General features: G+C 46.6%; 10 protein-coding genes. 8 read left to right on the top strand and 2 right to left on the bottom strand.

Annotated features, from left to right (window positions below; all coding sequences use genetic code 11):
* Positions 1-21 precede the first annotated feature (21 nt).
* Positions 22-741, top strand: a complete 720-nt coding sequence (recO, locus tag BUB37_RS00965; protein WP_072987026.1) for a DNA repair protein RecO — start codon at positions 22-24, stop codon at positions 739-741.
* 1 nt (position 742) lies between these two features.
* Positions 743-3,154, top strand: a complete 2,412-nt coding sequence (locus BUB37_RS00960; RefSeq protein WP_072987023.1) for a TonB-dependent receptor — start codon at positions 743-745, stop codon at positions 3,152-3,154.
* A 360-nt stretch (positions 3,155-3,514) separates the two neighbouring features.
* Here the strand turns inward: BUB37_RS00960 and BUB37_RS00955 are convergent, their stop codons facing one another.
* On the bottom strand, positions 3,515-3,934 hold the full coding sequence (locus BUB37_RS00955) for a hypothetical protein (protein WP_139278053.1): 420 nt from the start codon (positions 3,932-3,934) through the stop codon (positions 3,515-3,517).
* A 266-nt stretch (positions 3,935-4,200) separates the two neighbouring features.
* Between BUB37_RS00955 and ileS the strand changes: the two genes are divergently transcribed.
* From ileS to BUB37_RS00935, 4 genes are all read left to right on the top strand, one after another.
* Entirely contained in the window at positions 4,201-7,599 is a 3,399-nt protein-coding gene (gene ileS / locus BUB37_RS00950) for an isoleucine--tRNA ligase (RefSeq protein ID WP_072987017.1), read from the top strand.
* A 4-nt stretch (positions 7,600-7,603) separates the two neighbouring features.
* On the top strand, positions 7,604-7,987 hold the full coding sequence (locus BUB37_RS00945; RefSeq protein ID WP_072987015.1) for a TraR/DksA family transcriptional regulator: 384 nt from the start codon (positions 7,604-7,606) through the stop codon (positions 7,985-7,987).
* Positions 7,988-8,058: 71 nt separating this feature from the next.
* Positions 8,059-8,676 (top strand): DUF4097 family beta strand repeat-containing protein, encoded by a 618-nt coding sequence (locus BUB37_RS00940; protein WP_072987012.1) that lies wholly within the window; start codon positions 8,059-8,061, stop codon positions 8,674-8,676.
* A gap of 36 nt (positions 8,677-8,712) precedes the next feature.
* Entirely contained in the window at positions 8,713-9,375 is a 663-nt protein-coding gene (locus BUB37_RS00935; RefSeq protein WP_072987009.1) for a lipoprotein signal peptidase, read from the top strand.
* Here BUB37_RS00935 and BUB37_RS00930 read toward each other — a convergent pair.
* On the bottom strand, positions 9,354-9,929 hold the full coding sequence (locus BUB37_RS00930; RefSeq protein ID WP_072987006.1) for a 5-formyltetrahydrofolate cyclo-ligase: 576 nt from the start codon (positions 9,927-9,929) through the stop codon (positions 9,354-9,356). The two genes, BUB37_RS00935 and BUB37_RS00930, sit on opposite strands and share 22 nt — an antisense overlap.
* Positions 9,930-10,435: 506 nt before the next feature.
* On the opposite strand from BUB37_RS00930, the gene uvrC reads away from it, so the two are divergent.
* Positions 10,436-12,241: an excinuclease ABC subunit UvrC gene (uvrC, locus tag BUB37_RS00925; RefSeq protein ID WP_072987003.1), complete on the top strand. Its 1,806-nt coding sequence runs from the start codon at positions 10,436-10,438 to the stop codon at positions 12,239-12,241.
* A 2-nt stretch (positions 12,242-12,243) separates the two neighbouring features.
* Positions 12,244-14,508 carry a patatin-like phospholipase family protein gene (locus BUB37_RS00920; protein WP_072987000.1) on the top strand — a complete coding sequence of 755 codons (2,265 nt, stop codon included), beginning with the start codon at positions 12,244-12,246 and terminating at the stop codon, positions 14,506-14,508.
* Positions 14,509-14,711 lie beyond the last annotated feature (203 nt).

Genomic DNA, 14,711 nt, shown 5'->3' with positions numbered 1-14,711 from the left:
CTTGATCCTCGAACCTAAAAGATGTCAGTCACCACCAAGGCCATCGTACTTTCTGCCTTAAAATATGGCGACACCAGCCTCATCGTTAAGGCCTTTACCGCTTCGAACGGCTTAAAGACCTATTTGCTTAAAGGGGTGTTGTCGTCCAAAAAGGGAAAGTTGAAAACCGCTTACTTCCAACCCTTGACACAGTTGGAAATTGTGGCCTACCACAAAAATAAGGGTACTTTGGAAAGTATACGGGAGGCAAAGGTGAGCTACTACTATCAGACCCTGCACTCGAACGTGGTAAAGAACGCCATGACCCTCTTTCTGTCCGAGATGTTGAGCAACAGCATATTCGAAGAGGAGCCGAACCAAGGCCTCTTTGAGTTTCTGGAAGCTTCGTTGCAATGGTTGGACAGCCATAGTGAAATATCCAATTTTCATATCTATCTATTGCTGCGTCTCACCAAATACCTGGGGTTTTATCCCGATACGGCTACGATCGGGGCTTCGTATTTCGACCTGGTGGAAGGGGGCTTTACCGACACCCCTTCGTTGAACCCGACACTGGGCGGGGATAATCTTAATTATTTTAAAACCTTCTTGGGCACAAATTTTGATGGGATAGATAGCATCAAAATGAGTAAAAAAAACCGCCAAGAACTGTTACGTTCCCTAGTGCACTACTATGAGCTGCACCTACAGGGATTTCGTAAGCCCAAGTCTCTTGCCGTCCTAAACGAAGTTTTCAGCTAATATGAACAAGAAGCTGCTTGTCATGGTTTTCTTTTTGTTTTCGATGGTCTACGGCCAGCAGGTACAGGTATTGGATGCCGATACCGGGGAACCCATCTCCAATGTGGCCATCTTTAACGATGCAAGGTCAAAGGCCGCCATATCCGATATCGACGGAATAGCCGACCTTGCCATTTTTACGACCAAGGAACGTATTACCTTTAAACATTTGAGCTACCAAACACGTAAGAGCAGCCGCGGGCAGATTTTAAAACAGGGCAACCGAATTTATATGGTCATGAAGGCCGAACAGCTCGATGAGGTGGTGATGTCGGTCTCCAAATGGGAACAGCAGAAAAAAGACATTCCGAACAAGATAGATGTTACCGGCGCTAGGCAAATAGAGTTCGTCAACCCCCAGACCTCGGCCGATCTATTGGCCAATACGGGCAAGGTGTTCGTCCAAAAAAGCCAGTTGGGCGGAGGTAGTCCGATGATACGGGGCTTTGCCACCAATAGGCTCCTGCTTTCCGTAGACGGGGTGCGTATGAACAACGCGATCTTTAGGGGGGGTAACCTGCAAAACGTCATTTCAATAGACCCGTTCGCCATTCACAACACCGAGGTTATCTTCGGGCCCGGATCCGTTATTTATGGAAGCGACGCAATCGGCGGGGTGATGAACTTTTATACCAAAAAGGCCGAGTTTTCAAGCTCTGACAGCCTTTTGGTCTCAGGGCACGCCAATTATCGCTTTTCATCTGCCAATACGGAGAATACCGCACATTTCGATTTTAATTTGGGCAAAAGGAAATGGGCCTTTTTGACCAGTGCGACCTTTAATAATTTTGGGGATCTGACCATGGGCAAACACGGGCCCCAATCGTATTTGAGAACCCGTTATGTCGTTACCGGCCAAGGGGAAGATGTGTTGGCCGAAAACGACAGGCCCAGGAAACAGGTGCCGACAGGGTATGATCAGATCAATTTGATGCAAAAAATTTCTTATCGGCCCAACAATACCTGGAAATACGACTTGGGCCTACATTACTCCGAAACATCTGACTATTCGCGGTACGACAGATTGATTCGGCCCAATGGTGACAATACGGGCCTGCGCTCCGCAGAATGGTATTACGGGCCGCAGAAATGGTTACTCGGCAATTTGCAAATGCGAAAACGGGGCAAGGGCATCTTTTACGATGGGTTGAAAATTTCAACGGCCTACCAACATTTCGAGGAAAGTCGAAATGACCGCGACTTTGGAGACCCCGTTCGGTTTACCACCATGGAAAAGGTAGACGCGTTGTCGGCCAACATCGATTTCGAGAACAAAAAAATAGGCGATTTGCGCCTTTATTACGGAGGGGAATACATTTACAATAGGGTCAGCTCTACAGGTAGTCAGTTCGATAGGGTTACGGGAGGCAAGTCGGGCGCCGCCGCGAGATACCCCGATGGCTCGACCTGGCAGACCACTGCGGGATATCTAAACGCCGAGTACAAGGCCAATCCCAACTTTACGGTCCTTGCAGGTATGCGGTACAGCCATGTTTGGATAGATGCGACTTTCGACAAAACCTACTATCCCTTTCCGTTCGATGATGCCGACCTGAACAATGGGGCCCTGACCACCAGTGTTGGTTTCAGCTGGTTTCCCAAGGCCGATTTTCAGGTAACCCTTAATGGCTCTACCGGATTCCGGGCCCCGAATATCGATGATGTAGGAAAAATATTCGATTCGGAACCGGGGGCGGTCGTAGTACCCAATCCGGATCTTGAACCTGAATATGCCTATAATGCCGAACTCGGACTGTATAGGAATTTCAATGATAAGGTTATGCTCAGGGCTGCCACGTACTATACGTATTTGGTCGATGCCCTGGTGCGTAGGGAATTTCAATTCAACGGCCAGACGCAAATCGATTATAAGGGCGAACCCAGTCAGGTACTGGCCATACAAAATGCCGCCAAGGCCTTTGTTTATGGATTGGAGTTGGGGGTTGAGGCTTTTCTTTCGAACAATTTTTCCATTTCCTCGAATCTGACGTTTACCGAAGGTGTCGAAGAAGAGGAAGATGGCAGCGATTCGCCGGGTAGGCACGTTGCCCCTACTTTTGGTGATTTTCACTTAGTATGGAAAAACCAGAGTTTGAAGGCCGATCTGTTCATGAATTATAATGGCAGTGTTCCCTATAAAGACTTGGCGACCTCGGAGCGTAGCAAAGATTACATCTATGCGATAGACCATGAGGGCAACCCGTATTCCCCTTCGTGGTACACCTTGAACTTTCGGTCGCAGTATAGCATCTCGCAAAACCTAAAGGTATCCTTCGGGTTGGAGAATATTACCAACGAACGTTATCGGCCGTATTCTTCGGGCATTGCGGCCGCCGGAACCAATATCGTCATGGGTGTTGGGTATAATTTCTGAAGCCCGTGGATGGAACAAAAAGAAGACTTGGGGTATAAAAAAACCCTCTGGAAGAGAGGGTAATTTTTCAAGGTAGGCTTGGTCGAGTTTGGTATATTATCGTAGGTGTGTCTCGATTTGGGATCAAAACATGTTTCGGTTAAGTTCAAGGGGCGATTTGGGGTCTGCACTCTCACTTAATTACAATGTAAAAGTAGTCGGTTGATGAAGGATATCTAAATTATTGTTGTGAACCAAGGCCGATTTGTTGTGAAAAAAACGACATGTACGCTTTCTTCGACGAACGGTAGGCTTAAAGCTGGGAAAAGGGCAAAAAAAACCCCGGCAATGGGCCGGGGCTTTCGTTCTTTTGAAAAAAAATTACTTGTTTAAAGCGTCTTTGGCCTCGTCGGCAGCTTTGTTCGCGGCATTTTTAACATCGCCTGCCGCATTTTTGGCTCCTTCCTTGATGTCTTCTCCGGTTGCCTTGGCTTTGTCCAATGCCTCACCACCGGCTTCCTTGATGTCCTCTCCGGCTTCTTTGGCCTTGTTCAAGGCATCGTCGCCGGCTTCTTTGATATCTTCCCCGGCTTCATTGACTTTATCGGCAGCTTCTTCGCCCATTTCCTTCATTTCCTCGCCTACCTTTTCGCCGGCTTCCTTGATTTCGTTACCTGCTTCCTCCATTGATTCGCCGGCTTGTTCGGCGGCGCTCTGGGCTTTGTCGGCAGCATCTCTACAAGAAACAAAGGATGCGCTTAGGGCAAGCATTAAGATTGAACTTAGAATTACTCTTTTCATGATTTTGATTTTATGTTAGTGAATAGTTGTTGCCCTAATATACGCAGCAACGGCCCTTTTGGATGCCGTTGTCCATATTCTCCTACGGTTATGTACGTTACTTGGGCCGTACCGGGCAAGAAAAGGCGGGTAAATATTAGGCTGTGGCGCTCGATGAAAAAGGTTTCATTTTATCGATTCATCCTATATATTACCTAAAATTCGCTAATTTTGCAGCCTTAAAATAATAGAACTCAAGAGGGTTCGTACATTTAGATAGCCTTGTTATGAAGTTTGCGGAATATAAAGGATTGGATCTGCCCAAGGTGGCGGAAGAGATGCTCAGGTATTGGAAAGAGAACGGCATCTTTGAAAAAAGTATTTCCACTAGGGAGGGCAAGCCCAGTTATGTCTTTTACGAAGGCCCCCCTTCCGCAAATGGTATGCCCGGCATTCACCACGTCATGGCCCGGACGATTAAGGATATCTTTCCGCGTTACAAAACCATGAAGGGGTACCAGGTAAAGCGCAAGGCGGGTTGGGATACCCATGGATTGCCCATCGAACTGGGGGTCGAAAAGGAGTTGGGCATCACCAAGGAGGATATCGGCAAGAAAATATCGGTTGAAGATTACAATGCCGCTTGTAAAAAGGCAGTGATGCGATATACCGATGTTTGGAACAAGATGACCGAACAGGTAGGGTATTGGGTAGACATGAACGATCCCTACATCACTTATAAGTCCAAGTACATGGAATCGGTGTGGTGGTTGTTGAAACAGATTTATAACAAGGGACTTATCTATAAAGGCTATACCATACAGCCGTATTCGCCCAAGGCCGGTACGGGATTGAGCTCCCACGAGCTCAACCAGCCGGGTACGTACCAAGATGTAACCGATACCACCGTAGTGGCGCAATTTAAGGCGATCGATGAAACCTTGCCCGATTTTCTTAAGAACGAGGGCGATGTTTACTTCTTGGCATGGACGACCACACCGTGGACGCTTCCTTCGAACACGGCACTCACCGTGGGGCCTAAAATCGAATATGTACTGGTAGAGACCTACAACCAATATACCTTTAGGCCCATGAACGTGGTGTTGGCCAAAAAACTGGTAAGCAAGCAGTTCTCTGGAAAATTTACCGAAGTCGGGTCGAAACCGGAGCTGTTGGAGTATGCCTCGGGAGATAAAAAAATACCTTACTATATTGTAAAGGAGTTTGTAGGGAAAGACCTGGTAGGGATAAAGTATGAGCAACTGCTCGATTATGCACAGCCTTACCAAAACCCCGAAAACGCCTTCCGCGTCATAGCCGGGGATTTTGTTACGACCGAAGACGGTACGGGAATCGTGCACACGGCGCCCACCTTTGGTGCCGACGATGCCTTGGTGGCCAAACAGGCCGAGCCCGAAGTACCGCCCCTATTGGTGCTCGATGAAAACAATAACCCGGTTCCCTTGGTAGACCTCCAAGGTAGGTTTAGGCCCGAGATGAAGGAATTTGGCGGCAAGTATGTAAAGAACGAATACTACGAGGCAGGAGAAGAGCCCGAAAGGTCGGTAGACGTTGAGATCGCCATAAAACTAAAGGAAGAGAACAAGGCCTTTAAGGTAGAGAAGTACGTACACAGTTACCCCAACTGCTGGCGTACCGATAAGCCTATATTGTACTACCCATTGGATTCTTGGTTCATTAAGATCAGTTATGTAAAGGACCGCATGTTCGAATTGAACCAGACGATCCACTGGAAACCCAAATCGACCGGTGAAGGGCGTTTCGGCAACTGGTTGGCCAATGCCAACGATTGGAACCTATCCCGATCTAGGTATTGGGGCATACCGCTTCCTATCTGGAGAACGGAAGATGGAAAGGAGGAAATGATCATCGGTTCGGTAGCCGAGTTGAAGTCGGAAATGGAAAAGTCGGTCGCCGCAGGCCTGATGGAAAAGGATATTTTTGACGATTTCGTTGTCGGCGACCTGTCCGAGGAAAATTACGATAAAATCGACCTTCACAAGAATATCGTTGACGACATTGTGCTGGTCTCGCCCTCGGGCAAACCGATGAAGCGCGAGAGTGATTTGATCGATGTTTGGTTCGATAGCGGCTCTATGCCCTATGCCCAATGGCATTACCCTTTTGAGAACAAGGAACTTATCGACCAGGGTGTAACCTACCCTGCCGATTTTATCGCCGAGGGGGTCGACCAAACAAGGGGATGGTTCTATACCCTACATGCCATCGCTACAATGGTGTTCGATTCCGTTGCCTACAAGAACGTAGTGTCGAACGGACTTGTTTTGGACAAGGAGGGCAAGAAAATGTCGAAACGTTTGGGCAATGCCGTAGATCCCTTCGAAACCATGAACGAACACGGGGCCGACGCCACGCGTTGGTACATGATCTCGAACGCCAACCCTTGGGACAACCTAAAATTCGATGTCGATGGGATCGTCGAGGTAAAACGCAAGTTTTTCGGAACCCTGTACAATACCTACTCCTTTTTCGGTCTGTATGCGAACATCGACAATTTTGATTATTCGGAGGAAGAGGTTCCCATGAACGAACGCCCCGAAATCGATAGGTGGATCCTGTCGGAACTCCACTCTTTGGTCAAGACCGTTGACGAGGCCTACGCCGATTATGAACCGACCAAGGCCACGCGGGCCATTTCGGAGTATGTCCAAGAAAACTTAAGCAACTGGTACGTGCGCTTGTGCAGAAGGCGTTTCTGGAAGGGCGAATACCGAAAAGACAAGATATCGGCTTACCAGACCCTATACACCTGCCTAGAGACGGTGGCAAAACTATCGGCACCGGTAGCGCCTTTCTACATGGATAGGCTATACAAAGATTTGACCGCCACCACCAAAAAAGAGTCCTTTGAAAGCGTACACTTGGCCAATTTCCCCGTGTACGACGAAAACTTGGTCGACAAGGACCTGGAGAGCAAAATGCAAAAGGCCCAGATTATTTCCTCATTGGTTTTATCGATACGGCAGAAGGAAAAGATCAAGGTGCGCCAGCCCTTGCAAAAAATAATGATTCCGGTTCTCGATGAGGCCCAAAAGCACGAAATACTGGCAGTGGCCGAACTTATCAAGTCTGAAGTGAACGTAAAGGAAATCGAGCTTTTAGACGATGCTTCTGGGGTTTTGATCAAGAAAATAAAGCCTAATTTTAAGGTTTTGGGCCCAAAGTATGGCAAGGACATGAAGCAGATAGCCCGGGCCATTTCGGACTTGGGTCAAGAAGATATCCAAAAAATTGAGCAGAAGGGCGAATTATCCCTTGAGATTGACAATAAAATTATTACATTACAATTGTCGGATGTAGAGATAACATCGCAAGATATCGAAGGTTGGTTGGTGGCCAGTGCGGGTCCGATTACCGTGGCTTTGGACATAACCATTAACGACGACCTTCGAAAAGAGGGCATAGCCCGCGAGCTTATCAACCGGATTCAGAATATCAGAAAGGATTCCGGTTTCGAGGTTACCGATAAGATCGATATTAAAATTTTAAAGGACGGCCATGTAGAACGGGCAGTCGAAAGTAACATCGATTATATTAAGACCGAGACGTTAACGGCCGAGCTGGATTTTGAAGAGAAACTGGAAAAAGGAACGGAAGTTGCATTTGACGAGGTAAATACAAAATTATTTATTGTAAAACATTAGAAAAATGGCACAGGATTTAAAAGTTAGATATTCGGACAAGGATTTGGCCGAATTCAAAGCATTGATCGAAGAAAAAATTGAAAAGGCCAAAAGCCATTTAGAATTGCTCAAAAGTTCGTATATGAACGATGGCAACAATGGCACTGACGATACCTCGCCTACTTTTAAGGCCTTTGAGGAAGGCTCGGAGACCATGAGCAAGGAGGCGAATACGCAATTGGCCATCAGACAGGAAAAGTTTATCAGGGACCTCAAAAATGCCTTGCTGCGAATAGAGAACAAAACGTACGGTATATGTCGGGTAACTGGTAAGCTTATCGCCAAGGAGCGCCTAAAATTGGTGCCCCATGCTACCTTGAGTATCGAGGCCAAGAACATGCAGAAGTAAGATTGGGTAAAACCATTTGGAATAGGAGACCTGCAGGGACTGTACCTTGTGGGTCTTTTTTGTTGAAAACTATGTATAGACTGCTCCTTTTACTGTGTATGGCTACCCAAATTTCGTCGGCCCAAAAAGTGGTGAAAAAATCAATTGGGGACAATGATATCGAATTGATCAATATCGATGTGGCCCATTGTTATCGATTGGACCTGAAAACCGTTAAGGGAAACGAGGTATCTATAGAGGCCACTATTGACGGGGAATATAAAAGGGAACTGTTGCTTAGTTTGGAGCAAGAGGGGCGCACCTATTACGTGAGCAGCGGCTTTCAACCGGTCTTTGAAAATCCGAACGACAAATTGAGCGCGCACAAGGTTGTTTCGATCGCCCTGAAAATTTTGGTTCCTGAATATTTGGAGGTTTACGTCTACGGCCGCAGTTGTAACGTAACCGCTTCGGGCAATTACAGGGACCTGACCATTAGCCTGAACGACGGCGATTGTATTTTGAGGGATGTGGGCGAAGAGACCATAGTGGCAACACAAAGTGGAAATATCAGTGTGTACGCCAAGGCAGCCGCCATATCGGCGAATACCAAATACGGCGAGGTGAGCGGGGATACGATACCCGAGGCCGATAACCATTACCGGCTCTCTAGTGTTACCGGAAACATCCACCTTAAAAAAACCGAATAATATGTCTATTTTAGCGACTTTAAACTAGAAAGAACCATGGGTCTAAAAAAATCGCTGTTGCTTATAGTCGCCGTTTTGCTCGTAGACCAAATAAGCAAAATCTATATTAAGACACATTTTGTTCTTGGTGATGCTGTCGAGGTATTCAGTTGGTTCAAAATACTCTTTATCGAAAACTCGGGAGCGGCGTGGGGCGCTAAGCTGAGTGATTTTTTGCCTATTTCCGAACCTACGGGTAAATTGGTCCTGACGATTTTTAGGCTTTTTGCCGTAGCGGGTATTGGCTATTGGCTCTACGATACGATAAAAAAGCAAAGTTCAAGAACCCTGATTTTGGCGGTATCCCTAATTTTTGCAGGGGCATTGGGCAATATAATAGACTCCGTTTTCTACGGCGTGGTTTTTAACGATAGCTACCAACAGGTAGCTACCGCCTTTTCCGATGAACCTTATGGAGGCCTGTTTCACGGTAAGGTGGTAGACATGCTCTACTTTCCGTTGATAGACACTACCTGGCCCGATTGGGTCCCGTATGTAGGGGGAAAGGACTTTCGTTTTTTCGAACCCGTCTTCAATATCGCCGATATGGCCATAAGCACGGGTGTGGGCATACTTATCGTCTTCAATAAAAAAGCCTTCGGCAAGGACGATAAGGAATCTGGAGCAGAGGCGGATCCTCATTCCATGGGGAACGAGTAAACCCTCTTTGGCGTAACACAATAATCTAAGGGAACATCGGTATCTTCACTGTCTTCGATACGTTTTTCGGCCTCGAAAAGCGATAGTCCGACTTTAATTGTATCGGGGCGGCATTCGGCCAAGAACCGATCGTAGAAACCTTTGCCGTAACCTACCCGCTGTCCCTCTTGGTCAAAGGCCAGGAGCGGAACGAATACTACATCGATTTGGCTCGGGGCTATTTCAATCCCTTCGACGGGCTCGGGAATGTTCCATTTGTTTTTTTTTAGCCGGGTGCTGTCGGTGAGGAGGTAATGGGCCAGTCGCTGGTCGTCGAGCATCTTGGGCAAGACCACATGCTTGTCCTTGCCTTGAAGAACGGAAAGTAGAAACGAGGTGTCTATTTCCTTTTTCTCCTCAATGGGTAAAAATAGGTGGAAGTAACTCGAACGCCAAACGCGCATGGGCAATCGAAGCACTTGGTTGGCAATGCTCAAGCTGTTTTCTAGAAGAGATTCCCTAGGGATGGAGTCTCTTAGCCGGATGTAGTGGGATCGTAAATCTTTTTTTAGCATTGATTCATAATCGAACCCAAGCAAATTGGGGGCTTAAGGGAACCTTATTCTTTGGCGTTCACAAGATAATAAATCCTGAAGGAAATCATCAAGATCAGGTATAGGCCCAAGGTTATTATGTATTTATCCATTTGGTAAATGATTTTGATACTTTAAAACTAATTAAAAATAAATTTACAAACACTGTCAAATGCAACTTTTTATCGATGAAATGCACTTTTTAGATAAAATTTAACTTTTAGTTAGAATTTTGGCGGTGTAGTTGGCAATATCTCATTTACCTGTTTTAAAAATTTCGGTTTTTTCGTTAAAATTTGATTTTGTCCTTATATTCAATAATCTGTGTCGTGCGATTTGGGCCCTTTTGTTAGGTCAACCTTATTTTTTTGGTGCTTTTAGGGTTAGTTAAAAATCCATAATACCGATTACCTTTTGTGTAAAACATAGTAATTTCACTGCCGTGACCGCTCGATGACCCGGTGCGGTATCCGCTAATCGTATTTAAGATGCCTTTCATTCCTATAAAAGTACAGCTAAGTACATTGCCCCAAAGTCCCGGTGTATACCAATTTTACGATGCCGATGACAAAATTCTCTACGTAGGAAAGGCAAAGAACCTTAAAAAACGGGTAAGTTCATATTTTACCAAAAACCACGATTATGGGAAAACCAGGGTGATGGTAAAAAAAATCCGACGGATCAAGCACATTGTGGTTCCTACCGAATCCGATGCCTTGCTGCTCGAGAACAACCTAATAAAAAAATATCGGCCCAGGTACAACGTCTTGCTCAAGGACGACAAATCGTATCCGTGGATCTGTATCAAGAAAGAGCGCTTTCCGAGAATTTTTCCGACCCGAAAACTGATCAAGGACGGCTCTGAGTATTACGGTCCGTATACCAGTATGAAGACCGTGCGCACCTTGTTGGACCTGATAAAGAGCGTGTATCCCTTGCGTACCTGCAATTACGACCTCTCTCAGGAAAAGATAGATGCGGGTAAGTACAAGGTTTGCCTAGAGTATCATCTGGGAAATTGCAAGGGTCCCTGCGAAAACCTGCAAGGTGAAAGGGAGTACCATGCCCAAATAGACGACATTAGGCAGATCATCAAAGGCAATTTCAAGTCGTCCCTGTCCTATTTCAAAAAGGAAATGAAATCCTTGGCCGCCGATATGCGCTTTGAGGAAGCCCAAAGCATAAAGGAAAAAATAGATGTGCTCGAGAATTATCAGGTAAAGTCGACCATAGTCAACCCTAAAATCAACAATGTAGATGTTTTTTCGATAATTTCGGACGAATCGCACGCCTATGTGAATTTCTTGCAATTGTCGCACGGGTCCATCATCCGCTCCCATACGCTTGAAATAAAGAAGAAGCTCGACGAAACCGATGCCGACCTCTTGACCTTGGCCATTATTGAGATCAGGCAGCGCTTCGAGTCGCGTTCGAAAGAACTATACCTGCCCTTCGAGGTGTCGGTCGAAGAGGGCCTCAAAATTACAATTCCCAAATTGGGGGACAAAAGGAAAATCTTGGACCTATCGGAGCGCAATGCCCGTTTTTTCAGGCAAGAGCGTTTTAAACAGATGAAGATCGTCGATCCCGACAGGCATACCAATCGAATTATGGCCCAGATGAAAAAAGATTTAAGGTTGTCGGAAGAACCACGACATATAGAATGTTTTGACAATAGTAACATACAGGGTTCGAATCCCGTGGCCGCCTGCGTCGTTTTCAAGAACGGGAAACCGTCCAAAAAGGAATACCGCCATTTCAATATTAAAACGGTCGAGGGGCCCGATGATTTTGCTTCTATGGAAGAGGTGGTGTTCAGGCGCTATAAGCGTTTGTTGGCCGAAGACCGGCCCCTTCCGCAGTTGGTGGTGATCGATGGCGGTAAAGGGCAACTGTCGTCTGCCTTAAAGAGTTTGGAAGTGCTCGGGTTAAGAGGAAAAATAGCCATAATAGGAATTGCCAAGCGGTTGGAGGAAATTTACTTTCCCGATGACCCGGTTCCCCTGTACTTGGACAAAAGGTCGGAGTCGTTGAAGATCATACAACAGTTGCGCAATGAGGCCCATAGGTTCGGGATAACCTTTCACCGGAAAAAGCGGAGCAAGGCGGCCATCAATTCAGAGTTGGAAAGCATTGATGGCATTGGGGAAAAAACAGCGCAAGACCTGTTAAAGCGATTTAAATCCGTAAAAAGGATAAAAGCGGCATCAATGGAAGACCTGGCCCAGGTGGTAGGAAAGTCAAAGGCCAAGAATTTATACGATACATTTCATAGTGTAAACAGTTCAAATTAAGCATGCTTAGGGTATATCTGTTTTGTTGTCTATTCTGTTCCGGTCTTTTGGGTAAGGCCCAAAATACCGATGCCCATGATTTAAAGATCGGATTGGTACTCAGTGGCGGCGGGGCTAAGGGCATGGCCCATATCGGGGCCTTAAAGGTAATCGAGGAGGCGGGTGTCGAAATCGATTATATAGGAGGGACCAGCATGGGGGCCATTGTCGGGGCCCTTTACGCGGCAGGATATTCTGCGGTGCAACTCGACTCCATTTTTCGAAAGACCGACTTTACCGACCTGATAGAGGACAATCTTCCACGAAGTGCCAAGACATTCTACGAAAAGGAAAACTCGGAACGTTATTCGATTACCCTGCCGTTCGACAACTTCAAGGTTTCGGTGCCTCCCGCCTTGTCGGGAGGGCAGAACATCTACAACGAATTGGTAAGGTTGCTCTACCCGGTGAAGGACATAGTCGATTTTAATGAGTTGCCCATTCCGTTTCTCTGCATAGCCACCAATGTGGAAACCGGTGAAGAGGTAATGCTCAACAAGGGGTATCTGCCCGAGGCCGTCATGGCGAGTGGGGCTTTGCCCTCGCTGTTCGCCCCGGCGCAGATCGATGGTCAAATGCTGATCGATGGCGGTGTGGTCAACAATTATCCCATAGACGAGGTCAGAAATATGGGGGCCGATATTATTATCGGTGTCGATGTACAGCATGGCCTTAAAGACCGGGAGGCGTTATTATCGGCGACCGAAATCCTTTTACAGATCAACAACTATCGGACGGCTTTGGATATGGAAGAAAAGGCGAAACGAACCGATATTTATATAAAACCCGATATTAGCGGTTTTTCGGTAATCGATTTTGACCTTTTCGGTACCATTGTAGAGACAGGGGAAATCGCCGCCAAGGAAAAACTGGCGGAACTGCGGGCCATTTCAAGACCGAATGCGGAAAAAAAAAGGAAAAGGGTGGTTATGCCCGCACCCGACGACACCTTGTCGATCGACAGGCTGACAATTACCGGAAGCAAAAATTATTCAAGGGGCTATGTGAAGGGAAAACTTCGCTTCGATACCAATGAGCCGCCTACCTTCAATGAGCTACAGCAAGGGGTCAGCAACTTGTCCGCAACGGGAAACTTTCAGACGATCCATTATAAGTTACTGACCAAGAACAACGACCAAGAGTTGCTGTTGAACCTGGTCGAAAGCCGAAATAAAACCTTTTTGCGCTTGGGTGCCCATTACGACAACCTGTACCAGACCGCCGCCCTGGTCAATATAACCCAAAAGAACCTATTGACCCGCGACGATGTAACCTCCTTCGATTTTATTATCGGAGATAATATCAGGTACAATCTTCAATACTATGTCGATAAGGGATCTTACTGGAGTTTCGGGTTCAATTCGAGCTTTCGCGAAACCTCCAAGGAGGTCGATTTCGATCTGATACGTGGAAATTTTGATACACCTGCCGCGGGCAGCATCAATTCGATCAACTTGGATATTACCGACCTGGTGAACCAAGTATACATAGAAACGGTGCTTCGCGAAGAGTTTGCATTTAGGACCGGCCTGGAGCATAACTTGGTAAAGTTCAGTACCAGGACATTGGGCGAAAACCAAGAAGCAGGGGAAGCGTCGAGCTTTAGGGTTGAAGACGGGCGGACCTTTTTCGAAAAAAGCCATTTTTACAGTGCCTTTGGCGGACTTAAATTGGACACTTACGACGATAAGTATTTTCCGTCACGTGGCCTCTATTTTGACAGCGATTTTCACCTTTACCTCTTCTCTTCCGACTTTAACGATAACTTTAAGGAGTTTTCTGTGGCCCAGGCCAGAATGGGGACGGCTTTTCCGATCTTGAACAATTTTTCGTTGAATATAGAGGCCGAGGGCGGTTTTAAACTGGGTACCTCGAACGTAACCTCGTACGACTTTGTTCTAGGGGGCTACGGCGCGGCCGGGATTAACAACTTTGTTCCCTTCTTTGGTTACGACTTTATATCACTTCCTGGGAACAGTTTCGTAAAAACCATGGGGAGGTTGGATTTTCGTTTTGCGCCCAAGAACCATCTGATGTTTACGGTCAATTATGCCAATGTCGCCGACGACCTTTTTCGAACGGGCGAGTGGTTCACTTCCCCTAATTATTCGGGGTACGGCATTGGCTACGGCTGGGAGTCGTTGTTCGGCCCGTTGCAGGTACATTATTCGTGGTCTCCCGAAGGGGATACAGGAGCTTTCTTCTTTAGCTTGGGGTATTGGTTTTAAGAAAGTTAGCTTGTTTTTCATCAATTTTTACGATATTTGTTGTTGATGTTGCAGTATAGAATTGACATAACCTCACACCTTAGAGCCATGTGGTAGCCCTTGTTGCCGCCAAGACCCATTCCCGGTATTCTTTACGGCCGCCCGATGGCAGTCGCTGATTAGCTAGGCCATTGGCCTTTTTACTTGATAATTGATTTCCTATC

It is taken from the genome of Pseudozobellia thermophila, from assembly GCF_900141855.1.
In the GTDB taxonomy this organism is placed as follows: domain Bacteria; phylum Bacteroidota; class Bacteroidia; order Flavobacteriales; family Flavobacteriaceae; genus Pseudozobellia; species Pseudozobellia thermophila.
Note: the sequence above shows the minus strand (reverse complement) of the source record. Positions and strands in the feature narration are given on the sequence as shown.

Coding starts and splice junctions, on each gene's coding strand:
- recO (WP_072987026.1), top strand. CDS start 22: ATGTCAGTCACCACCAAGGCCATCGTACTTTCTGCCTTAAAATATGGC.
- BUB37_RS00960 (WP_072987023.1), top strand. CDS start 743: ATGAACAAGAAGCTGCTTGTCATGGTTTTCTTTTTGTTTTCGATGGTC.
- BUB37_RS00955 (WP_139278053.1), bottom strand. CDS start 3,934: ATGAAAAGAGTAATTCTAAGTTCAATCTTAATGCTTGCCCTAAGCGCA.
- ileS (WP_072987017.1), top strand. CDS start 4,201: ATGAAGTTTGCGGAATATAAAGGATTGGATCTGCCCAAGGTGGCGGAA.
- BUB37_RS00945 (WP_072987015.1), top strand. CDS start 7,604: ATGGCACAGGATTTAAAAGTTAGATATTCGGACAAGGATTTGGCCGAA.
- BUB37_RS00940 (WP_072987012.1), top strand. CDS start 8,059: ATGTATAGACTGCTCCTTTTACTGTGTATGGCTACCCAAATTTCGTCG.
- BUB37_RS00935 (WP_072987009.1), top strand. CDS start 8,713: ATGGGTCTAAAAAAATCGCTGTTGCTTATAGTCGCCGTTTTGCTCGTA.
- BUB37_RS00930 (WP_072987006.1), bottom strand. CDS start 9,929: ATGCTAAAAAAAGATTTACGATCCCACTACATCCGGCTAAGAGACTCC.
- uvrC (WP_072987003.1), top strand. CDS start 10,436: ATGCCTTTCATTCCTATAAAAGTACAGCTAAGTACATTGCCCCAAAGT.
- BUB37_RS00920 (WP_072987000.1), top strand. CDS start 12,244: ATGCTTAGGGTATATCTGTTTTGTTGTCTATTCTGTTCCGGTCTTTTG.